Annotated in this window: 32 protein-coding genes; all 32 read right to left on the reverse strand. The window is 45.9% G+C overall.

Going from position 1 to position 26,738, the window contains the following annotated elements; all coding sequences use genetic code 11:
- Positions 1 to 15: 15 nt before the first annotated feature.
- Positions 16 to 786, reverse strand: a complete 771-nt coding sequence (locus ACXX53_RS08660) for an isoprenyl transferase (RefSeq protein ID WP_458568221.1) — start codon at positions 784 to 786, stop codon at positions 16 to 18.
- 212 nt (positions 787 to 998) lie between these two features.
- Positions 999 to 1,553: a ribosome recycling factor gene (gene frr, locus ACXX53_RS08665; protein WP_458568222.1), complete on the reverse strand. Its 555-nt coding sequence runs from the start codon at positions 1,551 to 1,553 to the stop codon at positions 999 to 1,001.
- Complete coding sequence (gene pyrH / locus ACXX53_RS08670; RefSeq protein ID WP_458568223.1) at positions 1,553 to 2,281, reverse strand: UMP kinase; 729 nt, start codon at positions 2,279 to 2,281, stop codon at positions 1,553 to 1,555. Before pyrH ends, frr begins: the two co-directional genes overlap by 1 nt.
- 124 nt (positions 2,282 to 2,405) lie before the next feature.
- Positions 2,406 to 3,056, reverse strand: a complete 651-nt coding sequence (gene tsf / locus ACXX53_RS08675) for a translation elongation factor Ts (RefSeq protein ID WP_458568224.1) — start codon at positions 3,054 to 3,056, stop codon at positions 2,406 to 2,408.
- A 130-nt stretch (positions 3,057 to 3,186) separates the two neighbouring features.
- The gene (gene rpsB, locus ACXX53_RS08680; protein WP_458568225.1) at positions 3,187 to 3,885 is read right to left on the reverse strand and encodes a 30S ribosomal protein S2; all 699 of its coding nucleotides are present in this window, start codon (positions 3,883 to 3,885) and stop codon (positions 3,187 to 3,189) included.
- A 174-nt stretch (positions 3,886 to 4,059) separates the two neighbouring features.
- On the reverse strand, positions 4,060 to 4,659 hold the full coding sequence (locus ACXX53_RS08685) for a hypothetical protein (protein ID WP_458568226.1): 600 nt from the start codon (positions 4,657 to 4,659) through the stop codon (positions 4,060 to 4,062).
- Positions 4,652 to 5,218, reverse strand: a complete 567-nt coding sequence (locus tag ACXX53_RS08690) for a hypothetical protein (RefSeq protein ID WP_458568227.1) — start codon at positions 5,216 to 5,218, stop codon at positions 4,652 to 4,654. Before ACXX53_RS08690 ends, ACXX53_RS08685 begins: the two co-directional genes overlap by 8 nt.
- 77 nt (positions 5,219 to 5,295) lie before the next feature.
- Complete coding sequence (locus ACXX53_RS08695; RefSeq protein WP_458568228.1) at positions 5,296 to 5,628, reverse strand: hypothetical protein; 333 nt, start codon at positions 5,626 to 5,628, stop codon at positions 5,296 to 5,298.
- A gap of 42 nt (positions 5,629 to 5,670) precedes the next feature.
- Complete coding sequence (locus ACXX53_RS08700) at positions 5,671 to 7,074, reverse strand: DUF342 domain-containing protein (RefSeq protein ID WP_458568229.1); 1,404 nt, start codon at positions 7,072 to 7,074, stop codon at positions 5,671 to 5,673.
- Between the two features lie 46 nt (positions 7,075 to 7,120).
- Positions 7,121 to 7,906: a FliA/WhiG family RNA polymerase sigma factor gene (locus tag ACXX53_RS08705; RefSeq protein ID WP_458568230.1), complete on the reverse strand. Its 786-nt coding sequence runs from the start codon at positions 7,904 to 7,906 to the stop codon at positions 7,121 to 7,123.
- Between the two features lie 15 nt (positions 7,907 to 7,921).
- Entirely contained in the window at positions 7,922 to 8,347 is a 426-nt protein-coding gene (locus tag ACXX53_RS08710; RefSeq protein ID WP_458568231.1) for a hypothetical protein, read from the reverse strand.
- Between the two features lie 17 nt (positions 8,348 to 8,364).
- Complete coding sequence (locus tag ACXX53_RS08715) at positions 8,365 to 8,859, reverse strand: chemotaxis protein CheD (RefSeq protein WP_458568232.1); 495 nt, start codon at positions 8,857 to 8,859, stop codon at positions 8,365 to 8,367.
- Positions 8,856 to 9,482 (reverse strand): chemotaxis protein CheC, encoded by a 627-nt coding sequence (locus ACXX53_RS08720; RefSeq protein WP_458568233.1) that lies wholly within the window; start codon positions 9,480 to 9,482, stop codon positions 8,856 to 8,858. Before ACXX53_RS08720 ends, ACXX53_RS08715 begins: the two co-directional genes overlap by 4 nt.
- Positions 9,479 to 9,940, reverse strand: coding sequence for a chemotaxis protein CheW (locus ACXX53_RS08725; RefSeq protein WP_458568234.1), 462 nt, complete (start codon positions 9,938 to 9,940; stop codon positions 9,479 to 9,481). Before ACXX53_RS08725 ends, ACXX53_RS08720 begins: the two co-directional genes overlap by 4 nt.
- A gap of 26 nt (positions 9,941 to 9,966) precedes the next feature.
- The gene (locus tag ACXX53_RS08730) at positions 9,967 to 12,057 is read right to left on the reverse strand and encodes a chemotaxis protein CheW (protein ID WP_458568235.1); all 2,091 of its coding nucleotides are present in this window, start codon (positions 12,055 to 12,057) and stop codon (positions 9,967 to 9,969) included.
- A 40-nt stretch (positions 12,058 to 12,097) separates the two neighbouring features.
- A complete protein-coding gene (locus ACXX53_RS08735; RefSeq protein WP_458568236.1) occupies positions 12,098 to 13,462 on the reverse strand; it encodes a protein-glutamate methylesterase/protein-glutamine glutaminase in 1,365 nt (454 codons plus the stop codon).
- Positions 13,463 to 13,564: 102 nt separating this feature from the next.
- Positions 13,565 to 14,473, reverse strand: a complete 909-nt coding sequence (locus tag ACXX53_RS08740; protein WP_458568237.1) for a MinD/ParA family protein — start codon at positions 14,471 to 14,473, stop codon at positions 13,565 to 13,567.
- Between the two features lie 2 nt (positions 14,474 to 14,475).
- Positions 14,476 to 15,822, reverse strand: a complete 1,347-nt coding sequence (gene flhF / locus ACXX53_RS08745) for a flagellar biosynthesis protein FlhF (RefSeq protein ID WP_458568238.1) — start codon at positions 15,820 to 15,822, stop codon at positions 14,476 to 14,478.
- Positions 15,819 to 17,852 carry a flagellar biosynthesis protein FlhA gene (flhA, locus tag ACXX53_RS08750; RefSeq protein WP_458568239.1) on the reverse strand — a complete coding sequence of 678 codons (2,034 nt, stop codon included), beginning with the start codon at positions 17,850 to 17,852 and terminating at the stop codon, positions 15,819 to 15,821. The genes flhF and flhA overlap by 4 nt, the downstream gene beginning before the upstream one ends.
- A 26-nt stretch (positions 17,853 to 17,878) precedes the next feature.
- Positions 17,879 to 18,976, reverse strand: a complete 1,098-nt coding sequence (gene flhB / locus ACXX53_RS08755; RefSeq protein ID WP_458568240.1) for a flagellar biosynthesis protein FlhB — start codon at positions 18,974 to 18,976, stop codon at positions 17,879 to 17,881.
- 13 nt (positions 18,977 to 18,989) lie between these two features.
- On the reverse strand, positions 18,990 to 19,772 hold the full coding sequence (fliR, locus tag ACXX53_RS08760) for a flagellar biosynthetic protein FliR (protein ID WP_458568241.1): 783 nt from the start codon (positions 19,770 to 19,772) through the stop codon (positions 18,990 to 18,992).
- A gap of 11 nt (positions 19,773 to 19,783) precedes the next feature.
- Positions 19,784 to 20,053, reverse strand: coding sequence for a flagellar biosynthesis protein FliQ (gene fliQ / locus ACXX53_RS08765; RefSeq protein ID WP_458568242.1), 270 nt, complete (start codon positions 20,051 to 20,053; stop codon positions 19,784 to 19,786).
- Between the two features lie 18 nt (positions 20,054 to 20,071).
- Positions 20,072 to 20,821: a flagellar type III secretion system pore protein FliP gene (gene fliP, locus ACXX53_RS08770; protein ID WP_458568243.1), complete on the reverse strand. Its 750-nt coding sequence runs from the start codon at positions 20,819 to 20,821 to the stop codon at positions 20,072 to 20,074.
- 8 nt (positions 20,822 to 20,829) lie between these two features.
- The gene (locus ACXX53_RS08775; protein WP_458568244.1) at positions 20,830 to 21,378 is read right to left on the reverse strand and encodes a flagellar biosynthetic protein FliO; all 549 of its coding nucleotides are present in this window, start codon (positions 21,376 to 21,378) and stop codon (positions 20,830 to 20,832) included.
- A 3-nt stretch (positions 21,379 to 21,381) separates the two neighbouring features.
- On the reverse strand, positions 21,382 to 21,744 hold the full coding sequence (locus tag ACXX53_RS08780; RefSeq protein ID WP_458568245.1) for a response regulator: 363 nt from the start codon (positions 21,742 to 21,744) through the stop codon (positions 21,382 to 21,384).
- Between the two features lie 24 nt (positions 21,745 to 21,768).
- Positions 21,769 to 23,055 carry a flagellar motor switch phosphatase FliY gene (fliY, locus tag ACXX53_RS08785; protein WP_458568246.1) on the reverse strand — a complete coding sequence of 429 codons (1,287 nt, stop codon included), beginning with the start codon at positions 23,053 to 23,055 and terminating at the stop codon, positions 21,769 to 21,771.
- Positions 23,045 to 24,043 carry a flagellar motor switch protein FliM gene (gene fliM / locus ACXX53_RS08790; RefSeq protein WP_458568247.1) on the reverse strand — a complete coding sequence of 333 codons (999 nt, stop codon included), beginning with the start codon at positions 24,041 to 24,043 and terminating at the stop codon, positions 23,045 to 23,047. The genes fliY and fliM overlap by 11 nt, the downstream gene beginning before the upstream one ends.
- 55 nt (positions 24,044 to 24,098) lie before the next feature.
- Positions 24,099 to 24,560: a flagellar basal body-associated FliL family protein gene (locus ACXX53_RS08795; protein ID WP_458568248.1), complete on the reverse strand. Its 462-nt coding sequence runs from the start codon at positions 24,558 to 24,560 to the stop codon at positions 24,099 to 24,101.
- Positions 24,557 to 24,781, reverse strand: a complete 225-nt coding sequence (locus tag ACXX53_RS08800) for a flagellar FlbD family protein (protein ID WP_458568249.1) — start codon at positions 24,779 to 24,781, stop codon at positions 24,557 to 24,559. Before ACXX53_RS08800 ends, ACXX53_RS08795 begins: the two co-directional genes overlap by 4 nt.
- Positions 24,782 to 24,866: 85 nt before the next feature.
- Positions 24,867 to 25,685, reverse strand: a complete 819-nt coding sequence (gene flgG, locus ACXX53_RS08805; protein ID WP_458568250.1) for a flagellar basal body rod protein FlgG — start codon at positions 25,683 to 25,685, stop codon at positions 24,867 to 24,869.
- Positions 25,686 to 25,775: 90 nt separating this feature from the next.
- Positions 25,776 to 26,183, reverse strand: coding sequence for a TIGR02530 family flagellar biosynthesis protein (locus ACXX53_RS08810; RefSeq protein WP_458568251.1), 408 nt, complete (start codon positions 26,181 to 26,183; stop codon positions 25,776 to 25,778).
- On the reverse strand, positions 26,180 to 26,710 hold the full coding sequence (locus ACXX53_RS08815; RefSeq protein ID WP_458568252.1) for a flagellar hook capping FlgD N-terminal domain-containing protein: 531 nt from the start codon (positions 26,708 to 26,710) through the stop codon (positions 26,180 to 26,182). Before ACXX53_RS08815 ends, ACXX53_RS08810 begins: the two co-directional genes overlap by 4 nt.
- Between the last annotated feature and the right edge of the window lie 28 nt (positions 26,711 to 26,738).

The following is a 26,738-nucleotide window of genomic DNA, read 5'->3' on the forward strand; positions in this document are numbered from 1 at the left end:
GACTTATCCTCCAACTTATTGTAATCCGCCATATCTACGCGTTCTTCGCTGATACTCGGCTACCGCTTCTCTTAGATGGCTTCCGTTGAATTCAGGCCAATAGATGTCGGAAAACCACAGTTCACTGTAAGCGAGCTGCCAGAGCATAAAGTTGCTCAGACGCAATTCACCGCTCGTTCGAATCAGGAGATCCGGATTAGGCAAATCGCTAGACAGCAGCTTAGATTCTATCGTCTCTTCATTAATGTCCTCCAGCTTGAGCTTTCCAGCTTGGACATCCTGAGCAACAGCACGAACACTTTCCACTATTTCTCGTTGACCACCATAGTTCAGAGCAAAGTTCAATATAAGACCAGTGTTATGTTTCGTCTTCTCAATCGCTTCTTCCAATGCATCTAAGGTGTGGGAAGGAAGCTGGTCACGATATCCCATCATGCGTACTTGCACATTGTTCGCTATAAGGTCATCCAGCTCAATCGCTAGAAACTGCTGGGGCAGCTTCATTAAGAAGTCAACTTCTTCCTTGGGCCTCGTCCAATTTTCAGTTGAGAAAGCATACATAGTTAACACTTTTATCCCGAGCTCATTAGCTGCGATCGTTACACGCTTCACTGCCTTCATGCCGCTATGATGACCTGCTACTCGAGGCAGTCCACGTGTTTTGGCCCAACGTCCATTGCCGTCCATAATAATGGCTACGTGCTTAGGAATATTGTTTAGCGACAAAGGAGCTGAATCTGACTTGAGCTCACTTGGTCTCAACCATTTTTGGATTCGCTTAATCATTAGGTCTCCTCCAACCCGGTGATAAGAAAAACTTCAGAAGAAGCTTTTTTGAAGATGAGCGACCGCATTTAGCGGTAGTTAGTATTGAGAATTAGAATATCATTGCTTTTATTTGAATTCAAAGCTTATTATTTCCGATTCTGCCATTTTCAATAAAAAGACAACAAACCCCACCGAACGGAGGGGTAATCATCTTTGAAACTAGTCAAACTTTATACTTCCATGATTTCCTTTTCTTTGCTTGCCAATACTTTCTCAACTTCAGCAATATACTTATCCGTAGTCTTTTGAATGTCTTCTTGGTGACGACGTGATTCATCTTCGGAAATATCCGTTTTTTCAAGCTTCTTCACATCGTCGTTAGCATCGCGTCGAATGTTGCGAACAGCTACTTTAGCTTCTTCGCCATATTTCTTCGTTTGTTTCACCAATTCAATACGGCGCTCTTCCGTTAATGCAGGGACAGTTAGACGAATGATCGAACCGTCATTTGCCGGAGTCAAACCAAGATCTGATTTCATGATCGCCCGCTCGATCTCAGACATGGAGGATTTGTCCCATGGCTGAATAATCAATGTGCGAGGGTCAGGTGTACTAATATTAGCTAATTGATTAACTGGAGTCATTGCTCCGTAGTATTCAACTTGAATACGGTCAAGCAATGCAGCCGAAGCGCGTCCTGCACGAAGTGTCGCTAGTTCGCGTTTCAGAGCGCCAACTGCTTTCTCCATTCGCTCTTCCGCATGTTTCTTAATCGATAGAGGCATTAGTCTACACTCCCTTTAACTGTTGTTCCGATCTTCTCACCGAGTACGACTCGTTTGATATTGCCTTGTTCCGTTATCGCAAACACGACAAGAGAAATATTGTTATCCATGCACAAGGATGTTGCGGTCGAATCCATTACACCGAGATTGCGATTCAACACTTCAAGGTATGTTAAGTTCTCGAACTTCTCAGCACTAGCGTCCTTGAACGGATCCGCTGAGTACACGCCATCCACTTTGTTTTTCGCCATTAAGATAACATCTGCTTCGATCTCAGCAGCACGCAATGCTGCAGTCGTATCCGTCGAGAAGAACGGGTTGCCTGTACCAGCCGCAAAGATAACAACTCTTCCTTTCTCAAGGTGACGAATCGCGCGGCGTCGAATATACGGTTCAGCAATTTGCTGCATGGCAATCGAAGTTTGAACGCGTGTAGGTACGCCGATTTGTTCGAGCGCATCTTGCAAGGCTAGCGAGTTCATTACTGTAGCGAGCATTCCCATGTAGTCAGCCGTTCCACGGTCAATCCCTTTTTCGCTTCCTGCGATTCCACGCCAAATATTTCCTCCGCCGCACACAATAGCAACTTCTACCCCGAGGTCCACGACTTCTTTGACTTGCTCCGCGATGGAATTGATCATTTCAGATTCAATGCCGTATCCAGCTTGACCTGACAACGACTCTCCGCTAACTTTTAATACGATGCGTTTATAAACCGGTTGTTCCAATGTATACCCTCCACTTTCCATCTCGACATCTAAAAAAGAAGGAACACGAAGTGTTCCGACTTTTTTAGTGCGTTTGTTGATAGCCGTTTGGCATTCCTATCCACGCAATCCGCAATAAGCAGGATTACATTTTTGCTTGAGCCATAACCTCTTCAACAAAGTTATCTTGTTTTTTCTCCATGCCTTCGCCCAGTTCATAGCGAACGAAACGACGGATCGAAATGTTTTCACCAATTGTCGAAATCTTTTCTTTAACAAGAGTTTCGATTGTTTTGTCTGGGTCTTTAATGAAGGATTGCTCCAACAAGCAGAACTCTTCATAGTATTTACCGATGCGGCCTTCAACCATTTTCTCAACGATTTTTTCTGGCTTGCCTTCGTTAAGAGCTTGAGCCTTAAGGATTTCTTTTTCTTTCTCGATCTCGTCAGCAGGCACTTCATCACGACGTACATACTTTGGAGAAGATGCTGCGATATGCATTGCGATGTCACGAGCAAATTCTTTGAATTGGTCAGTCTTCGCTACGAAGTCAGTTTCGCAGTTGATCTCAACCAGTACACCGATGCGTCCGCCAGCGTGGATGTAGGATTCAACTACGCCTTCTGTAGCAATGCGGCCAGCTTTATTAGCTGCTGCAGCAAGACCTTTTTCACGAAGGATTTCGATTGCTTTCTCGAGGTTACCGTCTGCTGCATCCAAAGCTTTTTTACAATCAAGCATACCTGCGCCTGTTTTTTCACGCAATTCTTTAACTGCACTTGCACTAACTGCCATTGTATATTCCCTCCGAATCAAGATTCCGCCTCACGTATGTATCGCGGGCATGAATAGTTAACGTTCAAAAAAAGGGCGGAGAGAGGTGAATCACCTGCCTGCCACCCTTTTGTTCATCCAATTTGGATAATTAAGCTGTTGTTTGTTCGCCTTGGTTAGCTTCGATCATAGCGTCAGCCATCTTAGCAGTCAACAATTTAACAGCGCGAATCGCATCGTCGTTACCAGGGATAACGTAGTCGATTTCATCCGGATCGCAGTTCGTGTCAACGATACCAACGATTGGGATACCCAATTTGCGAGCTTCTGCAACCGCAATGCGCTCTTTGCGAGGATCGATAATAAACAATGCGCTTGGCAATTCCTTCATGTTCTTGATACCGCCCAAGAACTTCTCAAGACGTTCCATCTCTTTGCGGAGAATGATAACTTCTTTCTTAGGAAGAACAGCGAAAGTTCCGTCCTCTTCCATTCTCTCCAATTGCTTCAAGCGATCGATACGCTTTTGGATTGTTTGGAAGTTAGTCAATGTACCACCCAACCAACGTTGGTTGATGAAGTATTGACCAGCGCGCTCTGCTTCTTCCTTAACGGAATCTTGAGCTTGCTTCTTAGTACCAACAAACAGAATTGTGCCGCCTTCTTCAGCGACCGACTTAACAAAGTTGTAAGCTTCTTCAACTTTCTTAACTGTCTTCTGCAAGTCAATAATGTAAATACCGTTACGTTCTGTGAAGATATATTTGTCCATCTTTGGGTTCCAACGACGAGTCTGGTGACCGAAGTGTACCCCTGCTTCCAAAAGCTGTTTCATGGAAATAACTGCCATCTCCACTACACCTCCTAAATGGTTTGTTTTCCTCCGCCAATATCATCTTCCATCAAGACTTCCTGCACGGTAGCCCCACGACCGGAAGCACCCTTGACGAAATTAATCGGCGTGTGTTCTTAACACCATCAACTAATATATCATAATGGTATTTGAGATGCAACCATTTTCAAATCATCCATTTGGATGAGAAGTCAGTACTTTTAATGCTTGTTCATTTGTTGACGGCACCTCAAATTTAAAATACCCCGCTCGAAGCATAGTTTGTTTCTTCTCATCTTTAATATAGCTCACGAAATCGTCGCTATCCGATATAACGCCTGCTTGCTCTAGCTGTTCCGCAATAGCTATTGATGATAAATTAGGCTTGATACGAATATCTACAAATTGGGGCTCCGCTTCGATTGCACCATTGCTCTTGCTGTCGGTGTCCTCTTTCAACAGTGCATCTTCCACATGAACTGCGGCGCTAGAGACTTCAACGCTTGCCGTTTCTTCTAACTGCTTATCGGAATCTGCTTCAGTTGAACTCTGGCTTTCGTCAGCAGCTTTCTTGTCGACCGCGCCGCTTACATCAGTTGTAGTCTGTTTTGGTTTATTGGTTGCTCCATCTATAGGAATTAATCGAAGACCTTGCCGCTCAGCTGCCTGCTCCAGTTGTTCTCTTGTAAGCTCTGGAGTTAGCTGTTGCCCTACTAATATCATCTGCAGCAAGAGTACGCCTACGATGATACCGACCCCAACCCCAACTATAAAATATCGATTTCTAAACACGATGATCCTCCTGAAGCGCTAGCTGCATGATAAGCTGAATTTCTCCAAGCGGCAATTGTAGCTGTACAGCGGCATCTGCCGGCTGAACACCTTGATCCAACAGGTCGAACAATTCGGGATAGCGATCGCGAATCGAGAGTACGGCAGATTGTCGCTGTTGTGATACCAACGCTTCTTCTTCTTCAACTGTTTGCTGTGATGGAGTCGAGTATGGCTGCGTTTCATCCGTAATTCGTTCTCGCTCAACAACAGCGTTGGAAGGAGAAGGTTTCATCAATTGAATTGCTTCCAGCTTTTCATCCATCAAATGAATGCCCGCTTCTAGCTTGTCCATTCGTCTCCTTGCTGCATCATGTCGAGCGTCCTGTTCCTGCTTCATCTTCTCGATCACTTGAAGAAGCTGCTCATTCTCTGCCGCTACTTCTTCAACATACTGTTCAAGTGTATCTTCCATATTCTTCTGAAATGATGCTGTGTGCTCTTCTTTGTGTGGACGCAGCAAACCAAACACAGCAATTACTGCACCCAGCAGTACTACGTATATCCATGGATCCTTCATGAGGTATTTCCATCATCCTCCATCTACTTTGACGTACACAAACGCCGCCTTCAACATCGGACGGCGGCGCTGCTTTCTTATACGGAATAATCAATATGCTTGCCTTTATACGGGTGAGCGGCAGGAACAGCTTCAGTTCCGGGTAATTTATGATCTTTACCTTCCAGTGACTGATCCTGTGACGCTGAATCATGGCTGTGCGCTGAATCCTGCTCGTGTTCTCGAATCCGACCTTCAGCAGAAGCATCCACCTGCTCACTGCGCTGTCGTTGAGTCCGAAGCTGCTTAACAGCCTGCTCATTAAGCATTAACTGTTCATTCATCGGGCGCTGCTGCTGTTGCTGTTGGATCGTTGATGCTTCAGTCGTGCGAGGAACAGCAATCTGCAATTCAACAGGCTTCATGTTCATGCGATCACCTCTATATAATCGTCATATGCATAAAAGGCGACACTAAATGGAGTACATCGATACTTCGCCGTCAATCAACCGGAAGCTGACGTGTTTGCACACATCTTTCACGAATCGAACGGAGCGTCCAATGACAATCTTGCTTCCCCCATAGACATGTTGGAATGCGTCTATTCGCGCTACGCCTGTCTGTTCCAGCATCTTCTCGATCTCGAAGATACGTTCTCTGATCTCCGTCTGCTCCTCAACAAGCTGTTTCTTCGTTAAATTCAGCTTCAAACGCATAGCCATGCGCTCTTTGTTCAATTGTCCGTTGGAGGCCAATGGATCGAGTATTCGAAGCGCTTTCTCTGTCTTTTCTAAATTAGTCATGCTGTCCTTCATCTTAACGCGCAGTTGGTTCAATTCATTGCGCAGCTCTGGTTGAACTCCAACTTCAATGACGGTAACCGTAGACATCGAGTTTCCAATCGTTCGTGCTTGAACTAAATCTCCAGCTTGAATCGATCCGCCAACGACCAACCCTTTCGTTCCGTTGCATACAACCTGCTTGCCAGCACGAACCTGAGAATGCAATATGCTTTGCGATACGTTAACATTCGCCCCTGCTGTGACCTGCGCTTCCTGCATAAAGATACAATTCACGTCTTCGCCAGCCTGAACATGCCCTTTATTGCCAGCGATTATACCACCGATCACTTCAACGCTCCCGCCTGCTTCAAGGTGGGCGCCTTCTACACCGCCGTATACACGAATATCCCCCGCGGCTTTCACCTTAAAGCCCGTCAGCACATTGCCACGAATGACAACAGTACCTACAAAATCGATATTTCCAGTTCGGTAATCAATATCACCATTAACCTCATAGACAGGAAACACGTTGAGCTTATCTCGATCTGTCTTGACAATTAAACCATCGATTGCCGCATACATGGCCGCTTGCTGGTCATCCACAACGACATTCTTTCCAATCTTGAAACGGGCTTCCTTACCTTCACGCGCTTCAATCTTATCACCGCATACATCCATGCCAGGTACGCCAGCTACCGCTGGGATACGCTCAGCTATACGCTCGCCCTTCTTCACATTGTTTAATGCGTTAATCTCTTTCAAATCAACCTTGCCATTAGCATGCTCCAAAGGTCGATGTGTAGAATCCATTTTTGAGGTTAGCAGCTTAATCTTGCCGTCAGTTCCGTGGACCGGGGATAAACCTTCCGCAACCTTTGTCATACCGCTGCGATACTGCTCCGGCTGCATCGCAAGCTCACGAATGATGTTCGATAGGATTCCGTATCTGATCCCTTGACTGCTCAGCAACGCTTCCAGTTCTTCCGCTGTACATTGAAACGCTTCATCAAACTTCGTAAAATGCAGATAGGCTTGCATTTTGTCTTCCGATACCGTCACATCCAAGTACTGCCCTAACTGGATCGTAGGTGCCATGTCTTTTCTCCTCTCTATAGTGGTATTCCTTATAGAGACATTGTGTTTACGCTTCGAGCAACAATGCTCTATTCTTCTCTAGCGCAGAACGTAAACGCATGATTGCTTTCGAATGTAATTGCGAAATACGTGAAGGTGACAAGCTCATCACTTCTGCGATTTCACTTAGTGATAAATCTTCATAATAAAATAAATTAATGACTATTCTTTCTTTCTCCGTTAATTTATGAATTCCTTCAACCAAGCACTGTTTTAAATAGTGTTCATTCACTTTGTTTACAGGATTCTTGGCTGTTTCATCAACGAGAACTGAGATTCTCATCTCTGTATCTTCTTCACGTATCGGATCTTCCAGAGAGCACAGAGACATCACGGCAACATCTTGGAGCATTCCTTGAAATTCAGACACCGAAACATCAAGATATCTGCTCACTTCTTCATCTGATACCGAGCGAAGGTAATGCTGCTCCAGATGCTGATAGGCTTCTTCAATCTTTTTGGCCTTTTCTCTGACAGAGCGCGGAACCCAGTCTCCTGACCGGAGTCCATCCAGTATAGCTCCGCGAACACGCCATGATGCATATGTCTCGAATTGTAATCCTCGACGGTAGTCAAACTTTTCAATAGCGTCGATCAAACCCATCACGCCATTGCTGGCGAGGTCATCTTTGGAAACGCTGCGCGGCAGACCAGCAGCCATTCGATTTGCCACAAACTCCACGATCGGCAAATAGAGTTCAATCAGCTGCTTCCGCGCTTCATTATTCTCTTGTTCCTTCCACTGTTGCCACAGCTCATAATGAGAGCATTTTGAACTCTTCTGCTGGCTCAACGACATTCAGCCTCCTTACTTTTGAGTCAGGTGACGTACGGCCTCTGCCAACTGTTCTTCATTCAACGGTTTCGAAACCAGCTTCGGAGGTGTCAAAGGCTGAAAGCCCGATTGATCTTTATCCCCCTGTTCCGTCTCCAGTTCTTGTTCAGCAGGCTTCTTGTGGAGCATATTGTACAGTGAATCCGTGTCATCTGGGGTCGTATAATCGACTGCATGGCCAACTTCTGACGAATTTAATTCATTCTGAGCAGCATTGGCTCCATCATGACTCGGTGTCAGCAGCAGCTGTACGACATATCGTACGGCAAATGCCAGTAGAAACCAGATGACAAACGCAATAGCTCCACGAATCAAGCTAGTCGACCATACATTTGAAATCAGTGAAGCCAGCGTTGTCACAACAAACCCTATAATCCCAAAGCTAATATTCCACTTCATGTTTCCACGCATCGTCATCACAGTTCCTTTTCGCCCTTTTGCACGCTGCGTATGTGCAATATACCGTCATCACAGCTAAGCTCGATCGTTCTGCCATAGTTGCCGCCCGTATCCTCGCCGACTAGCGGGATTCCATGGAGGGACAGCATCTGTTTGCATGATTCCACGTTGCGCGGACCGATTCGCATCATATCATTGCCGCTAGCAAACGCAAACATCTGTGCGCCACCGGCCATCTTGGCGATTAGCCTAGATAATACAGCACCTTCATTAATCATAAGTCGTACTAGCTCAGGAATAGCGGTATCAGCGTACTTCGCAATATTCAAGTTACCTTCTCTAGCAATTTCTGAAGACGGCAGCATAACATGAGCCATTCCCGCGATCTTGATTCCAGGATCATATAAAGTAAGTCCTATACAAGAACCTAAGCCTGACGTGCGGATAGAACCAGATCGGCAAATGTTCAGATCGGCCATACCGACTTTTACAACAGTTGATGAATCTATCATTCCATCGGCACTCCCAGGGCAGCAAATATTTTTGAAAAAGAGTCTGGATCCGGTATGAAGAAAAATGTGCCCTCTATCTCTTCATGATCTTCAAGAAACCTCGTATCAATAAAGAGCGCCCTGTCTCCCATCTCGCCATATTGAATCAGTCCGTAATTCAATATAGCGCCTGCCATATCAACAGCCAATTGAGGTACGGTCGGGGACAAATAAAGATGAGTCAAGTCGGCCAATGAAGACAAGTAAGAGCCGGATAGGATGTTTCCAATCTCGCATAGAGCGGACATCTCCATTTCCGTAAAGCTGTACTCATCCTCTGACTGCACCTGCATCAATTGGGATAGCAATCTCTTAGCTGGCTCGCATTCCAACATGAAGAACAGATGCCCTTCCGCTTCCCCTTCAACTCGAAAGTAAATAGCGATTACAACCTGCTCTGCGCCGCCTACTGCGTCCGCAATACACTCGAATGGCAGCAGTTGTACTTTCGGTACTGCCATATCAACAGGACGATTCAGCAGCATGGATAAAGCAGTTGCAGCGTTTCCAGCCCCAATATTCCCGATTTCTTTAAGGACGTCTAATTTAAAGTCTCCAAGGTTATCAATCATAGGTAGTATCATACCTCGAGCTGTTCTAACTGGATGATCTCACTTCGGTTCAATACTTCCGCTAGGTTCAGCATGATCAGCAGACGATCATCGCCAATCTTAGCTACTCCGCGCAAATATTTAGCTTTAATGCCGCCAACTACCTCTGGCGGAGCCTCAATGCTGTCTTCCTGAATATCAATAACATCGCTTGCAGCATCGACGATGAAGCCGACTTCCATATCATGCGCATTGACGATAATGATTCGCGTCTGATCTGTTTCCTCTGATTCCGGCAGGCCAAAGCGACCGCTAAGATCCATAACTGGTACTACTACGCCGCGCAGATTCACAACACCCTTGATAAAGGAATACGTTTTGGGTACGCGGGTAATCGGCATCATGCGTTCGATCGTCTTCACTCGTTCGACTTCAATACCGTACTCTTCGTGCGCAAGTTTAAAGACAACTACTTTAATCTCTTCTCCCATGGATAATATCCTCCTCTTATATACCTCTATTTAAGCAATGCGTTCGGATCTACGATCAGGGCAACTTGTCCATCGCCAAGAATCGTCGCGCCCGATATTCCCGGCACAGCCTTCAAGTAATTTCCAAGCGGCTTTAACACGATTTCACTTTGTCCAATGAAGTCATCCACCGCAATTGCAGCAAGTCGATCACCTTTGCGTATAATGATGATCTCGACTTCCTCCTCATCAAAATCAGAGTAGTCCGGTGTTTCAAAGATAGAGCTCAGCGATAACAGTGGAATAACACTATCACGGTAGTCCACCATCCGCAGTCCGCCATGAATTCGGCGAATCTGCTGCTTCGTTACAAGACCAGTTTCCACAATGGAAGTTAGCGGGATTGCGTACTTTTCATTGCCCAATCGGAACAGCATTGCAGCGAGAATGGACAACGTCAATGGGAGCTGGACGACGAAAGTCGTGCCTTGTCCTAGCTTTGAATTCACGACAACATGTCCGCCCAAAGATGAGATCTTCGATTTCACAACATCAAGCCCGACACCGCGACCGGAAATGTCCGATACCGTCTCGGCTGTGCTGAAGCCTGCTGCAAACAGCAATTGAAATACCTGTTCATCCGTCATCGACGCTGCTTTGTCCTGTGACACGATGCCGTTCTTGATCGCTTTGTTCAGAACGATGTCCCGGTTAATTCCGCGACCGTCATCTTCAATCTCGATGAACACGTGATTTCCGCTCTGGTAGGCGCGCAGTTGTACGACTCCTGTCTCCGGCTTGCCAGACGCAATACGATCCGCGATAGATTCTACTCCGTGATCCAAGGAGTTGCGGAGCAAGTGAACGAGCGGATCGCCAATCTCATCAATAACTGTTCTGTCAAGCTCGGTGTCGGCGCCAGATATGATGAAATCTACTTTCTTGTCCAAGGACTTGGCTAAGTCACGCACCATACGCGGAAAGCGATTGAATACCGTATCGATAGGCACCATGCGAAGCTTAAGCACGATATTTTGCAGATCGCTGCTTACGCGCGATATATGCTCGACTGTTTCAGTCAGCTCCTGCTTCTTCAGCTCTCCAGCCAATTCCTCGAGTCGCACGCGATCGATGAGCATTTCGCTAAGCAGATTCATCAGCACGTCGAGGCGATCGATATCAACACGAATCGTACGATTCTGCTGGCGATGTCCATTGTTAGCCGATGTTTGCTCCTTAGCAGGCGCTTGGGCTGCTGCAGGGCGTGGAGCTTCAACCGTATTTGCCTTAGCTGGCGTTTCCGCGACAGCAGCTGCAGGCGCTGCTTCACTCCGTCCCGCTTCAAGCTCACGAATTCGTTTATTCCATACACGTAAATCATCTTGACTTAACTCATGGATCTCTACCGTTTCGATCTCGGAAATGTTCTCGATTTCTTTCTTAATAAAGTCCACTTTTTCCGTAGTAACGAAGTAGATCGAGAAGCTATGTTCAAACTTTTCTTGTTCAATATCATGAGCAGGCGGAGTCGACTTCACTATCTCGCCCTTATCGCTTAAAACTTGGAATACCATATAAGCGCGAACAGCCTTCAAGACGCAGTCCTCGCGCAGGGAGATTTGAATATAGACAGCATTCATTCCCGCTTCGAGTGATTGCTCTAATATGCTGCGCTGGAATTCATCCAATCCAACGTTCAGCTCTCCTTCAGCTGCTGCTTCAGCGCTTACTGATGCCGCGGGAGCTTGCTTCTTATAGCTGCCGTTTACGATCGATTGGAGAGAAGCTACGATTGAGGATACATCCTCTTTGCCTTCACCGCCGTTCGCGATATCTCCCACCATCGATTCAAGCGCATCCAAGCCCTTGAAGAGCGTGTCGAATATGAATTCATCCATTGCCAATTGATGATTTCTGACCAGATCAAGTACATTTTCCATCTCATGGGTTAATGAAGCCAGGTCTTCAAAGCCCATAGTGGCTGACATTCCCTTGAGTGTGTGCGCAGAACGGAAAATAACCTGAACGATACCTACATCATCCGGACTATTTTCCAATTCCAACATATGCTCATTTAAGGCTTGCAAGTGATCGTTTGCTTCATCTAAAAACATGGATAAATACTGATTCAGATCCATGTTTACGCCCCCCTTCAAAGGTAACTCCGGCATTGGGCCGTTATTGTATCGCTTTAACGATTTCTTTCGCCATATCCTGCAGATCCACAACATGTTTCACACAACCCAGTTCTACAGCAGCTCTAGGCATGCCGTACACAACGCAGGAACGCTCGCTCTCCGCGAAAGTAGAGGTGACACCAACGTCAACTAGATGGCGCATAGCACGCGCCCCATCACTTCCCATTCCGGTTAAGAGCACGATGTGCCGATTGTATGCATTCAGATCTGACAGTGAATCAAACAAAGTATCAACCGATGGTCGATGTCCTGAACGTGGTTCGCCGCGATCAAGAGAGATTGCTAGTCTTCCATCCGACCGTTGGACAACGGTCATATGCTGGCCGCCAGGAGCTATATAAGCAGTACCTGAACAGACAATTTCTCCGTGCTCAGCCTCTCTAACTTCCAATTCACTATAGGTGTTCAAGCGTTCTGCAAGCGACTTCGTAAAGTTCGGCGGCATATGCTGCACGATAAGTACCGGCGCTCCCAATGTGCCCGGAAGTCCGGACAACAACTCTTTCAACGCTCGAGGTCCTCCGGTTGAAGTTCCTACAGCTATAATCTCAGAGAAATGAGTCTTGCACTCCGTTAGCTTAGCTTGTACAAGCTGTCTAGCTGGTTGTTGTACAGGATCAGTTGACTCTACTATTCGATCAGTAGAAAGTGAATTGCGCTGAGTAGGAGGTTTAGCGGGAGCATCCGTCATGTTTCCTCTATGTACAGGCTTAAGACTCGTCAGCCGCTCTGCTGGAGTCTCCTGCTTGCCAAACGCTTTACGTTTCTCTTTGGAAAATGGAGGCTTAGCCTCACTCGGCTTCACGCTCGGGAACGAGAAACGCTCCATATGCTTGCCAGCATCATCATCTGCTGGTTTGTGGTGTAATGGTTCTACACTCACTGTTGTGCTCTTATGTACATTTGAAGCTTCAGACGGTTTCAAATGTTCGAATCGATGAGAAGACTTGATGGCCTCATGCAGCCTTTCGATCAGCATCTCACCGACTTTTTGAATATCTTGAAACCCATTGGTCGGACTTGGCTTACATACAAAGTCGAATGCGCCGTTCTCCAGTGCAGCGATTGTCTCACGACCGCCTTCTTCAGACAGGCTGGAGAGCATGATAACTGGCTTCGGACATTCCAACATGATTTTTTTTAGTGCATCAAGTCCGTTGCAGACGGGCATTTCAACATCCAAAGTAACGGCATCCGGCTGCAATTCCTTCACTTTTTCTAGCGCTTCTACACCGTTTTGGGCAGTACCAGCAATCGTAAAGTTGGGATCTTGCGAAATAAGGTCAGAGATTATCTTTCGCATGAAAGCCGAGTCGTCCACGACCAGAATCTTCTTGGATGTCATTTCACACACACTCCTTTGGCATGAAATAGGTTCTGACGATTCGCGGTAGCTCGCAATGTATATCATTATTTTACATGTCGTGACTCGATTCGACTAGGAGATTCATCTCCAACTTTTCATCCATTTTCTAAAAAACTGCTTCATTCCTCTTACTTCCCCATATTGCTCATGCTTCTCATTGAACTGGTTCATATAAATCTGCACAAATTGTCGTAATTGCATCGCAATTTTGCTGTTAGGGTAAAGCATTGAGAATGGAGTCTGCTTCTTAACAGCCTGCATGACGATAGGATCGTCCAGCAAATAACCAAGCACTGGAATATCCAGCTGCAGAAACCTTTTCGCCACTGAAGTCAATCGTTCAGCCGTTTGATCGCCTTCACGAGAGTCCGTCACACGATTTACGACTAATCGAAATCGTGTCTCCGGAACCATTCCATGCACCACTTTAATCAGTGCGTATGCATCGGCAATTGCTGTAGGTTCAGGAGTAGTCACGACAAACGTTTCTTCAGCCGCGGTTACAAAACGCAGTGTTTCTTTACTCAGACCCGCACCTGTATCAAATAAGATCACATCATATCGTTCTGACCAGCCTTCTAATTGAAGCAGGAAGTTCTCCAGCGATTCAGCAGGCATCTCCAGCAGGTCGTGAAATCCTGACCCACCGGGTATATAATGAATTCCTTTAGGGCCGATCTGAACGATATCTTCAAGCTTCTTCAAGCCGCTTAGAACGTGATATAAGCTTAAAGTCGAAGGTGCTCCGATCAGTACATCAATGTTAGCCATTCCGATATCGGCATCGAAGATCAAAGTTCGATAACCCGCCTCTTGCAGTAAAATAGCGAAGTTAAGAGTAAAGTTGGATTTACCAACCCCACCCTTTCCGCTTGTCACTGTTATGATACGGGTTGATCTCGCCTCTTCAGATGGCGGGGAATAATCTTGCTCAAACTTGTTCATCCCTCGAGACATTAAGTTGCGAAGGGATGCGGCTTGATCCATCATGATTACTGAGCTCCTAACAACTTATCGATCCATTCGTCTGGTGCAAATGACTTGATGTCATCCGGTACATTCTGACCGTATGTTACATAGCTGAATGGAATTCCAGTTCGATCTGCCACATTTAAGAGAACGCCATATGAGTCCGTCTCATCCGACTTCGTGAATACGATACGCTGTATACTCTGATGCTTGAATCTTTCCAATATACTCAGCATATCTTCCGTTTTCATCGTTAAGCTAAGCACGAGAAACGTTTCAGAGCCAGCTAGCGGCTTGATCATGGAAAACAATTCGTTGACGTACAGCTCATTGCGATAATTGCGTCCAGCTGTATCCATTAAGACAAGGTCACAGTCCTGAAGTTCACGCAAGGCTCGCTGCAGATCGTTCGGCGATGTCACGACTTCTAGCGGCGCGTTCAGTATCGACGCATAAGTTCGCAGCTGCTCTACCGCCGCGATCCGGAAGGTATCCGAAGTGATAAAGCCAACCTTACGACGATTCTTGAACATCTGATCCGCAGCTAGCTTCGCTATTGTAGTCGTCTTCCCTACGCCAGTCGGTCCAGCCAGATAAATGACGTTCGTCTCATTTGATATTTCACCTTTTGCATGCCCTGCCAAATGTCGTTTAAGGACATCTTTCAACTGCTGCTTGAATGCAATCTCAGTTGATATGGCATTGCTCGAAGATGATATTCCAGTCCAAGCCTCGTGTACAAATCGGTGTGCGAGATCGCTGAATACGCCCTGCTTCAACAATTGCTGCTCCATTGATTTAACGAACTCTGGCCAAGCATCTCGTTCCGATTTATGCATGATAGCTAGAACCATTGCTTTCATTTCTTTTAATTCTTCTCTTATATCTTGATTTGATTGTACATCAGCAGCTTCATGTCTAGCATTGGACCGTGCTGTACTTGAAATTTCGAACGCGTTAACCGTTTCTTGGCGAACTGTATTAACAGGCTTCAGATTGTCTACGGGTAAGTCCTCTTGTGGAGGCGCAACCTGACGTACTGGACGCTCATCCAGTTCGACACCCCTCTCCGCTGCTGCGGCAGTTTGAGAAGCGGCATCCCTACTCGTATGGCTTGAATACACGTTGCGAGCAAGCGATGCTGGAACTGCAGGCCTAGCGGCAGGCGTCGGTTTCTCCGATTCCTGCCGCTTGGTCGCTGTATGATCGACCGCTGCTGTAACTTCAATCATTCGTTTGCGGAACATTCCCGCAAATCCGCCTGTTTTTACTTCCTTAGTGCTGACGATGACAGCGTCCTTACCCAATTCTTGACGAATCAGGCTCATCGCTTCTGGCATCGTCTCGACAAGGTATTTTTTCACCCTCATACATTCACCACTCCAACACTCTGAATTTCTACATTAGGTTCCAGCTCGTTATACGATAATACAGGAATATCCTGCATCGTCCGATCCATCAACTGACGCAAATACATGCGAATCGTTGGGGAGGACAGAATGATAGGCTGATAGCCTGATTGGAGAATACGCGAAATCTGCTCTTGGAACTTCTGAAACAGCGCCTGCGTAGTGCCAGGATCTAGAGCCAGATACGAGCCGTGCTCATTCTGCTGAACACTTTCCGCAATCTTCTTCTCCAGCATCGGTCCTACCGTAATCACACGCAGCGTTTCTCCTGTTGTAGAGTACTGCTGTGTTATTTGACGCGCTAGGGCTTGACGGACATATTCCGTAAGCACATCAGGATCTTTCGTATATGTACCATAGTCAGCTAAAGTCTCGAATATGGTGACGAGATCGCGAATCGATATTTTCTCGCGAAGAAGCTTAGCCAGTACCTTCTGAACATCTCCAACCGCTAGAATACTTGGAATCAGCTCATCGACCGCAGCAGGATTTTGTTCCTTAACCATATCGATAAGTGCCTTCGTTTCCTGTCTGCCAAGCAATTCATGCGCATGCTTCTTAACGATCTCCGTTAAATGAGTGGCTACAACTGATGGCGGGTCAACTACTGTATATCCGACCATCTCAGCGCGTTCCTTCATCATCTCATCAACCCATAGGGCTGGCAGGCCGAATGCCGGTTCCACGGTCTCTATGCCTGTCACAGAATCATCATCGTATCCTGGACTCATTGCTAAATAATGATTCAACAGCAACTCACCATTGGCTACGATATTCCCTTTAATCTTAATTACATATTCATTAGGCTTTAGTTGAATGTTATCGCGAATTCGAATGACCGGAACGACCAATCCAAGCTCCAATGCGCACTGACGTCTGATCATAATAATACGATCGAGTAGATCTCCGCCTTGTTGAGCATCAGCTAACGGAATAAGTCCATAACCGAATTCGAATTCTATAGGATCTACCTGCAACAGGTTAATTACGCTTTCTGGACTGCGAACCTCTTCAATCTGCTGCTCTTCCTCAAGTTGTTCATTTTCGATCACCGTGCGATCCATTTTCATCTGCATACGATAACCTGCAAATGCTAACAATCCCGCAAATGGAAGAGTTGAAATGAGATTGATCGGCGTGAAAAACCCGAGCAGCGAAATCGTGCCTGCAACGATATACAGCAGTCTCGGATACGAAAGAAGCTGACTGCTCATATCTTCTGCTAGATTACCCTTGGAAGCAGAACGAGTTACGATAAGGCCAGCAGCCGTAGAGATCAGCAATGCAGGAATCTGACTGACAAGTCCGTCACCGATAGACAAGATAGAGTAAGTTTCCGCAGCTTCTTTAAAGGGCATCCCTTTCATCGCTATGCCGATGATAAATCCGCCAATCAAGTTGATGATCAGGATAATGATGCTGGCAATGGCATCCCCTTTAACGAATTTACTCGCACCATCCATCGCGCCGTAGAAATCGGCTTCGCTCTCAATCTTCTGTCTGCGTTCTTTCGCCTGCAGCTCATTGATAAGCCCGGCATTCAAGTCGGCGTCAATAGCCATCTGCTTACCTGGCATCGCATCGAGCGTGAATCGCGCTGAAACCTCAGCAACACGCTCCGAACCTTTCGTAATGACGATAAACTGTACGATAACTAGTATTAAAAATACGATTAAGCCGACAGCGATATTTCCTTGCGATACCCATTCACCGAACGTCCGAACGACTTCACCAGCATCTGCCTCAGTCAGAATCAACTTCGTTGTGGATAGATTCAAAGCAAGACGGAATAGCGTCGTAATCAAGAGCATTGCTGGAAATATCGAGAAATCCAACGCTTCCTTCGTATTCATCGCGACCAACAAGATAATAAGCGCTAAAGAAATGTTGATGATAAGCAGTATATCCAGAAGAAACTTCGGAATCGGAAGCACCATCATCAGCACTATACCGATAATTCCGAGTAGGACAGTTAAATCTCTAGCTTTCACGGCATGTTACCTCCATCCCTGTCCGCTCATCGGACATTGCCTTTCACTTTGTATACATATGCCAATACTTCCGCGACTGCCTGGAACAGATCGGCCGGAATGGAATCACCTATTTCTGTTCGTTCAAACAGCGCACGCGCAAGCGGCCTGTTTTCCATCGTTATCACACCGTTGTCCTTCGCAATCTGCTTGATACGGAGCGCGACGTAATCCTGTCCCTTAGCAACAACCTTCGGTGCCTCCATCGACGCCCCTTCATACTTCAATGCGACTGCAAAGTGCGTAGGGTTCGTAATGACAACATCTGCCTTCGGCACTTCCTGCATCATGCGCATTAAAGCCATGCGACGTTGACGTTCTTTGATCTTAGACTTGATGAGCGGGTCGCCTTCCATCTTCTTATACTCATCTTTAATATCTTGCTTGGACATCCGGATGCTTTTCTCGAATTCATACTTCTGATACATAAAATCAAATATAGCTAATACACAAAGCGCTGCACCAACCTTAATGCCTAGCATCACCGTAAGATTTGCAGAATACGATAATATATCTTGCAAGGGCATATGGCTCAATTGAAGAATATTATCTCTTTCTCCCCACAGAGAGAGATAAGCTATAACACCTATGATAACAAGCTTGAGAATGGACTTAAGCATCTGAACAAGTGATTTTAAAGAGAACATGTTCTTAAAGCCTTTAATGGGGTCAATCTTCTCAAACTTCATCATCAACGGTTCCGTAGTAAATAAAAAACCTACTTGCATATAATTCACCAGGAGAGCAATTACAAAGGCTACGATGAATATAGGAGACATCAGGATTAAAAATTGAATAAGCATCTCTCCGAAGTAGGCTACAACATTCTCAATTGATAGTTGAGTCAGCAGCTGATGCTGCAACGGATCGCTAAACATATTGATCAGACGCTCTTTAAAAAAGCCTCCAAGGAACAGCAACGAGCAAAACGTCACCAGCAATATGACCGCTCCCGAGAGCTCCATACTCTTAGCTACTTGTCCTTTATCACGAGATTCCTGTCGTCTCTTCGGCGTAGCCTTTTCTGTCTTCTCTTGTGAGAACATTTGCAAATCTAGCTTTAAACGATAACGCGTCATCTTCATGGCGAATTGCCCCCTATCCCGGCATGACCCGCAATAGATGATCTATTGCTCTAAACATCGTCTCAAACACTTGCTGGAACACGTATATAAAGCCTGGAACGAGCAAGAGCAGCACGACTAAACCGATTATCAATTTAAATGGTATCCCGATGACAAATACGTTGAATTGCGGGGCTGTACGCGCCAGAAAACCTAAGGCAACATCGGTTAGGAACAAGGCGACCGTTAACGGTGCAGCAACTTGAAATGCAATTGTGAACGCTTGAACAAATGACGTCAGCAATACTTCCTGTACTGTTCCATCTTGTATACGTTGAAAGAAATTGTTCTGGTCAATCGGCATCCACTCAAAACTTTTCATCACCCCGTCGATAAAGTAATGGTGGCCATTCATACCGAGAAACAGCAGCATGACAAATATGTACTTGAAATTACCGATGACAGGAGCTGACATTCCTGTCAATGGATCAATAACGTTAGCTATCCCGAATCCGATCTGAATATCGATGAATGATCCTGCAATGTGTACGATGTTGAAAAATAGCTGAGCTAGAAATCCGATCAACAGTCCGATCAGCACTTCTCGTATGATGAAAAGCACATACGTGCCGTCAGGCGGCACTGTCTTACCGATCCCGAACAATAGATAGGCTATAACACTTATAAAAAATGCTAAGCCTATCTTAAAGATATTCGGCACGCCTCGGGACGAAAAGACAGGAGCTGCAACAAGAAATGCCGAAATTCGACACAAAATAAGCAAAAAAACAGGGAACGCTTGAGTGACAATTTCCATGGTTCCACAGCCTAACCGATATATTTATTCAGATTGTTCAAGATATTAAAGGTGAAGTCAACCATAGTCGTCAGCATCCAAGGGCCGAATATTAGGATGATTAGGAATACAGCAACAATCTTAGGCACGAATGCTAATGTCTGCTCTTGAATCTGAGTTGTCGCCTGAAAAATACTGATGATTAGTCCGACTACCAGTGCGACTATAAGCATAGGCGCGCTAACCTTTAGGACGGTGAATACGGCTTGCCCAGCTAATCCGATAATAAATTCTGCGCTCATCGTTTCATCTCCTATACGTTAAAAGCTCGCGAGCAGCGACTTCACGACTAGATGCCAGCCGTCGACGAGTATAAACAGCAGGATCTTAAAGGGCAGCGATATCATGACAGGCGGCAGCATCATCATACCCATTGACATCAAGGTACTGGCGACTACCATATCTATGACCAGGAATGGGATAAATATCATAAAACCCATCTGGAACGCTGTCTTAAGCTCGCTAATCGCAAAAGCTGGAACAAGTACAGTCAATGGAATATCATCAACTGTTTGCGGCTTCTCTGTCTGTGTATAATTCATAAACAGCAAGAGATCCTTCTCTCGAGTATGGGAGAACATGAACTCCTTCATCGGTTCGGCAGCCTTCTCTAGCGCCTGAGTCTGATTCAGTTCACCTTTCATATACGGTTGTAAAGCGACCTGATTCATTTCTCCTAGTGTTGGGGACATCACAAACAAAGTCAAAAAGAGAGCTAAGCCAATTAGCAATTGATTAGGCGGCATCTGCTGGGTTCCGAGCGATGTACGCACGAAGCCGAGCACGATCACGATCCGAGTAAACGAAGTCATTAGAATTAAGATAGCGGGAGCTAAACTTAATATCGTGATGATCAAGATGATCGACAACGTCGTCATACCCGTCGAATCTTCACCTCCGCCGATCTGAACATTAATGTCGGGGATAACAGGTGATGCTTCCGCCCAATTAGCCGCAAAGCCAGAGATCAGCATTACAGCTGCCAGCGCAACAAACCATTTCTTATTCATGAATCCATCTACCGATCTTTTTTGATATCATCGTCTAGTAAGCGCTCCACTCGAGCTTGCCGATCCGGCAACTGTTCCAGCTTCGAATGAAACATTTCATGAAACGATACTTGTTCCATCTCATCATTCTGTTGATAATCATCAGAACGAACAGGGTTATGGCGTTTCTTGGATGACCGTCGAAGCCATTTGCTTAAGGATGCTGGCATAGATGCCGCGGATGCTTGTCGATCTGCCTGCTCAAATGAAAGCAGAAGCAGAGCAACCTGCTCGGAGTCGCTGACTTTATCCACCAATGTGATATCCTCACCGACGCCGAGCACGTACACAGTACCGCCAACCTCCACCACTTGCAATGACTTGTTCTGTCCTATACCAGTTCCGCCTAACAGCCGAATGCTTTGGTTCATCTGCCAAAGCCTGTTCTTGCGGCTGAGCAATTTAATGAACATTACGATTAGAATTACTATAAGAGCAAGAGACAGCAGGACGGTAAACAAGCTTCCTATGTAATCTCCAACACCGGAAGTTGGTATTGCTGGCACTTCTGTGTCCATGGTTTATCCTAGCGTTTTCTTGATCGCTTCAATAACCCGATCTGCTTGGAAAGGTTTTACTATAAAGTCCTTTGCCCCTGCCTGAATGGCATCAATAACCATGGCTTGCTGACCCATCGCGGAGCACATAATTACCTTCGCGCTAGGATCTATCTTGCGAATTTCTTTGAGAGCTGTAATGCCGTCCATTTCCGGCATCGTAATATCCATCGTGATTAGGTCCGGTTTGTGTTCTTTATATTTTTCGATCGCTTGAGCACCATCTGCTGCTTCACCCACGACTTCGAAACCATTTTTCGACAAAATGTCCCGTATCATCATTCGCATAAATGCTGCGTCGTCTACGATCAAAATTCGGTTTGCCATTGCTGAGTATCCTCCCCAACTCAATTATTGTAGTTTTTGCATGCGTTCCCATTGATTCATGATGTCTGTAACTCGCACGCCAAAGTTCTCGTCAATTACAACTACTTCCCCTTTAGCGATCAGCTTGTTATTGACAAGAATGTCCACTGGTTCCCCTGCCAGCTTGTCAAGCTCAATGATGGAACCTTGAGATAACTCCAAGATGTCCTTGATTTGCTTATGAGTCCTTCCTAATTCTACTGTGACTCTTAGCGGGATGTCCAACAATAAATTCATATTTGTGTCATCTATTTGAGATGAAGTGTTTGCATGCAAGTTAGCGAATTGAACGGGCTGGACATTCACTTGTCTCGTCGGTGCAGAAATAGGAGACGGTACTGGCTCATGATAGTCATACATCTGTCCTTGCTGATTGTTCACAGGCGGATACATGTTCGCTTGTTGCGAAGCATTCGGGTACGATGGCTGAGCCATTGGATTCCCACCTCCAATATGATCACCGGTGTACTGAGGCGCTGCGGCTGGCTGCGTGTTCGACATTGCTTCCGTTGCACTTGCTGCTGCTTCAGCAGGAGCAACTGCTTCTAGCGTCGGTGCAGCTTCCATCGCTTGCGACATCGTCTCACCCATTAATCGTTGAACCATGTCCTTTGCAAAAGGAATCGTTAACAGCTGCATGATGGTTGAGTCTATAAGATTAGCAATTGTCAGTCTAAACGATATTTTAATGAGAACATCTTCGTTCGGCAGCATCTCACTGCCCTCACCCTTCTCGGCATTCAGAATACCGATTCCAGGAGGAGAGATATTCACCATCTGATTGAAAATGGTAGACATCGAGGTTGCTGAGGAACCCATCATCTGGTTCATCGCTTCCTGAACAGCGCTGATATGTATCTCATTAAGCTCACCCTCAGTATTCGTGCCATCTCCACCCAGCATCAGATCAGCAATGATAAATGCGTCAGACGTCTTGATGACCAAGGAGTTGACTCCTTCAAAGCCATCTACATAATGAACATGAACGGCTACATGAGGATGAGGAAATTCCTTCTCCAGATTGTTCTTATCCAACACTTTGATAACTGGCGTCGTGATGTCAACCTTGCGACCGAGCAGCGTGGAAAGCGCAGTTGCCGCACTTCCGAACGTAATGTTCCCGATCTCTCCAAGCGCATCGATTTCTAGCGGTGAAAGATACTGCTCCACAGATATTGGAGCTGATTCCGCCTTCGGTACCTCGTTATCTTCTCCTGACTTTCTAAGCAATGCATCGATCTCTTCTTGAGACAAATATTCCTTACTCGTCATCCTCTTCCACACCCTCCTGAAGCACTTGCTCAATTTGTACTGCTAGCCTATCTTTCACATTGCCTGGTGTTCCGATATATTTAATACGTTCGCCGACTCTCACCGTTAAACCTTCATCCACTTTCTTTTTTAACGGTATTACATCACCGATTGTAAGCTGCATCAGCTCATTTATGGTGATTTGTGATTCTCCAAGTTCAGCCACGATCGGCAGAACTGCTTTCTCAACACGTTGGCGGAGCTTCTCAACTTCAATCGGCGCACTTGTTCTTTTTTCCGATACAAACCAGTGATGCGCTGACAGCTTCGACATGATCGGTTCTACAACCACATGTGGAATACAAAGATTAATCATCCCCGTCGTATCGCCAATCTTCGTGCTTAAAGAGATCAATGCAATCGTCTCGTTCGGAGATACGATCTGCATGAATTGAGGATTGGTCTCAAAGCTTTCAAGCCTAGGACGAATGTCCATTACCGCTTTCCAAGCTTCTTGCAAGCTATCAAACGCACGACTGAATATACGTTCCATCACTGTCGTTTCAATCTCCGTCAAGCCTTGAATCTTGGACGGAGCAACACCAGTTCCACCTAATAATCGATCCAGCATCGCCAATGCGACATTGGGATTCACTTCAAGGACCATTCTTCCCTTGAGAGGCTCTGCTTCAAAAATATTCAGAATCGTCATCTTCGGAATAGAGCGAATAAACTCATCATAGGGTAACTGTTCGACTTGTACGACGTTAATTTGCACAAAGGTGCGCAGTTGCGCAGAGAAATAAGTAGTTAAATATCTCGCAAAATTTTCATGGATGCGTGTCAACGTACGTATATGGTCTTTTGAAAAACGAACGGCCCGCTTGAAATCGTATGAACGAATTTTACGCTGGGTTTCTTCTTTTTTAAGTTCTTCCGCATCCATTTCACCAGAAGACAGCGCTGCTAGTAAAGCATCGATCTCGTTCTGCGACAAAACGTCAACCAATCGTTTCACCCCCTCACAGGAATCAGCTGTATTGCGTCATGTATCTGTTTCTTACTTAAGCTCTAACCATCATGAATTCATTTACTTCAACCTGAATCACTTTACCCTGAGGCAAGATCTTATTAATCTGATCTAATAGTTTAGCAGACAATTGATCCTTACCCTTCGTTCCTTCCAGTTCTTCTGGTGTCATATCAGCTAATGTCTTCAGAATTACTGGCTTGACCTTGATGTCTTTGATCTTTTCAAATTCTTTCAAGGTTTTCGGGCTGTCCATTTGGAACGAGAATCCGATTTGCACGATGTATTCATTCCCTGCCAGATTCGTCTTGATGTCATTCATGACAGATGTGACTTCCAAGATATCATCCGCAGTCAGACGTTTCATATGGACTTCTCCGCTCGTATTTTGATTATTGAGCGTGTTGTTCTGGTTATTTATGACCATTATGAATACGAGAGCAATTAGTGTAATGGCCAACAACATCGTTATCATCCATGGCATTATACGTTTCATGGTTGTCCCTCCGTTGATTGCAGCTTGACGGTTCCAGATACGGCGCCAACTGTTTTTATGTAATCTGTAATGAGGCGAATAACTTCAGGAGCCTTCTCTAAGACGATGATCTTCTTACCATTGAACAAGGTGATGTATGTATCAGGCGTTTCCTCAACTGCTTCAATCAACAGTGCATTTACCCACACCTGTGAGCCGTTTAACCTTGTCACTTGAATCATGGTTTCACTCCTTCTCATGGCATTGGTTCTCAGACGCTCTAAGTGGAGTGCCTAAGAACCAATGCTAAGCTACCCCGCTATAATTCTATCGTTTCAAATTAACTACTTCTTGCAACACTTCATCGGATGTCGTGATAATCCGTGAATTCGCTTGGAAGCCGCGCTGAGCTACGATCATCTCTGTGAATTCTGAAGTCAGATCCACGTTGGACATTTCCAATTGACCTGAGATAATCGAGCCAGTACCTGCTGCAGCATCTCCCGGAGCTACGATCTCAATTGCACCATCAATCGTTGCGTTCGGCGTGACGCGATACAGATTGCCTCCAAGCTTCTCGAGACCTTCTGGATTGACCACTTTAACAACTCCCAGTTGTCCGACAATTTCCGAAGTGCCGTCATCCATCTTACCGATAATCTCACCATTTTGCGCTATCGTAAACGATGTTACGCCTTCATCAAGTACGATTGGATCACCGTCAACACTAGTGACAAACAAGCCGTCAGAAGTTACAAGATTGCGTGCCGCATCCAGATGGAAGTCACCCGCACGTGTCAAGAATGGAACTTCTTGATCGGGAGACAATTTAACAGCGAAGAATCCATCTCCATCTATACGCAAATCAAGAGGACGATTCGTTGTCTGCGCGCTGCCGCCGGTATGCACCGTATCGATGGCGCCGATCTGTACACCTAAGCCAACCTGTTGGGCGTTAACGCCGCCGCGCTCGTCTCCGTTAGGAGCCGTAACGCCTGACATCGTTTGGCTCATAATATCCTTGAACATAACGCGGCCGCCTTTAAAGCCCGTAGTGTTCACATTGGCAATGTTGTTGCCGATGACGTCCAGCTTCGTCTGAAACCCTCTCATGCCGGAAACGCCTGAATACATGGATCGGATCATTTTTAATTTCCTCCCTTAATCTGCTTAGAACGATGTGCCCGCTTCAATCGTTCCACGGGCCCAGGCCTCCATTAAGGTCCAGCCTATTCTTTATTCAATGCATATCGCACTGTCAATCGCAGTAAATACATGTCCTTGCTTGAATGGATCATCCAGCGCGGTGATGACCGTGCGTGATGGCACATTTACGATGTATGCAGCGTCTTGAACGAGCAGCAGAGACTGTTTAGAGCCCTTAGAAGCTGCTTGACTAATCGCATCATTCATCTTGCTCATCAGCTCAGGCGTCATGTTCATTCCGCGTTCCATCATTCTCTGCGTAGCGTGATGACTGAATTGAAGGTCTTCTGAACGCTTCAGCTCCTGTTCGAACATCCGCTTGAATGAGGCTTGTTGACTCGTATTAGAGCGACTAGCCGCTTCAGCGCCGTGTGTTCTGCCAGACGGCTGAATAGGTGCGGTTGGACCAATTCCTCTTATGTTGAAGTTCGGTGTCATGAGAGCACACCCTCTTGTTCAGAGGAATTATTGTCCTCACCGTTTCCGTCGCCTGATTCATTCGAAGTTCCTGGCTCGCGTATTTCAGTGATGTCCTTCATATCAATCTCGTAATCTCCAACTTTTGCATACGGTACGCCAGCACGCATGATGATAGAGTCAACAGTCCCATACAACAGAGCTGTATTACCGGTGTCGCCTTCGCCAGTAGGATCATCCATCTGCATCCAAGTTACTTCCTTGCCAATCAGCGTAGAAGACATGCCAATCGTCTGCTGCATCATATTTAACTGTTCAGATATTCCCATCAACTGCTCCAATGATGTAAACTGTGCCATCTGCGCGATAAAATCCTTATCCTCCATCGGCGACATCGGATCCTGGTTCGAAAGCTGGGTAATCAGGATCTTCAGAAATGCATCCTTGCCCATCGTTTTTTCTGCGCCAGTCGGCTTAACGCGATCCAAGTTCTCTTTACTGTAGTTCGGCCATACTAAATCGTTCGTAATTCCCGCATTCGCGCTCATCTATTGACACCTCCTTCATCAGCGCAGT

The sequence above is a fragment of the Paenibacillus marinisediminis genome, from assembly GCF_054343325.1.

Bases quoted from the DNA above. Each gene is read 5' to 3' on its own strand.
- tsf (WP_458568224.1), bottom strand. From the start codon at position 3,056: ATGGCAGTTAGTGCAAGTGCAGTTAAAGAATTGCGTGAAAAAACAGGC.
- ACXX53_RS08720 (WP_458568233.1), bottom strand. From the start codon at position 9,482: ATGATACTACCTATGATTGATAACCTTGGAGACTTTAAATTAGACGTC.
- fliP (WP_458568243.1), bottom strand. From the start codon at position 20,821: ATGAATAAGAAATGGTTTGTTGCGCTGGCAGCTGTAATGCTGATCTCT.
- fliR (WP_458568241.1), bottom strand. From the start codon at position 19,772: ATGGAAATTGTCACTCAAGCGTTCCCTGTTTTTTTGCTTATTTTGTGT.
- ACXX53_RS08795 (WP_458568248.1), bottom strand. From the start codon at position 24,560: ATGAAACGTATAATGCCATGGATGATAACGATGTTGTTGGCCATTACA.
- ACXX53_RS08690 (WP_458568227.1), bottom strand. From the start codon at position 5,218: ATGAAGGATCCATGGATATACGTAGTACTGCTGGGTGCAGTAATTGCT.
- flhF (WP_458568238.1), bottom strand. From the start codon at position 15,822: ATGAGGGTGAAAAAATACCTTGTCGAGACGATGCCAGAAGCGATGAGC.
- ACXX53_RS08695 (WP_458568228.1), bottom strand. From the start codon at position 5,628: ATGAACATGAAGCCTGTTGAATTGCAGATTGCTGTTCCTCGCACGACT.
- fliY (WP_458568246.1), bottom strand. From the start codon at position 23,055: ATGACGAGTAAGGAATATTTGTCTCAAGAAGAGATCGATGCATTGCTT.
- ACXX53_RS08780 (WP_458568245.1), bottom strand. From the start codon at position 21,744: ATGGCAAACCGAATTTTGATCGTAGACGACGCAGCATTTATGCGAATG.
- fliQ (WP_458568242.1), bottom strand. From the start codon at position 20,053: ATGAGCGCAGAATTTATTATCGGATTAGCTGGGCAAGCCGTATTCACC.
- ACXX53_RS08740 (WP_458568237.1), bottom strand. From the start codon at position 14,473: ATGATGGATCAAGCCGCATCCCTTCGCAACTTAATGTCTCGAGGGATG.
- ACXX53_RS08800 (WP_458568249.1), bottom strand. From the start codon at position 24,781: ATGATTCAAGTGACAAGGTTAAACGGCTCACAGGTGTGGGTAAATGCA.
- ACXX53_RS08735 (WP_458568236.1), bottom strand. From the start codon at position 13,462: ATGACATCCAAGAAGATTCTGGTCGTGGACGACTCGGCTTTCATGCGA.
- ACXX53_RS08775 (WP_458568244.1), bottom strand. From the start codon at position 21,378: ATGGACACAGAAGTGCCAGCAATACCAACTTCCGGTGTTGGAGATTAC.
- frr (WP_458568222.1), bottom strand. From the start codon at position 1,553: ATGCCTCTATCGATTAAGAAACATGCGGAAGAGCGAATGGAGAAAGCA.
- flgG (WP_458568250.1), bottom strand. From the start codon at position 25,685: ATGATCCGATCCATGTATTCAGGCGTTTCCGGCATGAGAGGGTTTCAG.
- flhB (WP_458568240.1), bottom strand. From the start codon at position 18,976: ATGAAGATGACGCGTTATCGTTTAAAGCTAGATTTGCAAATGTTCTCA.
- ACXX53_RS08725 (WP_458568234.1), bottom strand. From the start codon at position 9,940: ATGGGAGAAGAGATTAAAGTAGTTGTCTTTAAACTTGCGCACGAAGAG.
- ACXX53_RS08710 (WP_458568231.1), bottom strand. From the start codon at position 8,347: ATGAAGTGGAATATTAGCTTTGGGATTATAGGGTTTGTTGTGACAACG.
- ACXX53_RS08715 (WP_458568232.1), bottom strand. From the start codon at position 8,859: ATGATAGATTCATCAACTGTTGTAAAAGTCGGTATGGCCGATCTGAAC.
- ACXX53_RS08700 (WP_458568229.1), bottom strand. From the start codon at position 7,074: ATGGCACCTACGATCCAGTTAGGGCAGTACTTGGATGTGACGGTATCG.
- ACXX53_RS08660 (WP_458568221.1), bottom strand. From the start codon at position 786: ATGATTAAGCGAATCCAAAAATGGTTGAGACCAAGTGAGCTCAAGTCA.
- ACXX53_RS08815 (WP_458568252.1), bottom strand. From the start codon at position 26,710: ATGAGCGCGAATGCGGGAATTACGAACGATTTAGTATGGCCGAACTAC.
- ACXX53_RS08730 (WP_458568235.1), bottom strand. From the start codon at position 12,057: ATGGATCTGAATCAGTATTTATCCATGTTTTTAGATGAAGCAAACGAT.
- rpsB (WP_458568225.1), bottom strand. From the start codon at position 3,885: ATGGCAGTTATTTCCATGAAACAGCTTTTGGAAGCAGGGGTACACTTC.
- ACXX53_RS08810 (WP_458568251.1), bottom strand. From the start codon at position 26,183: ATGACACCGAACTTCAACATAAGAGGAATTGGTCCAACCGCACCTATT.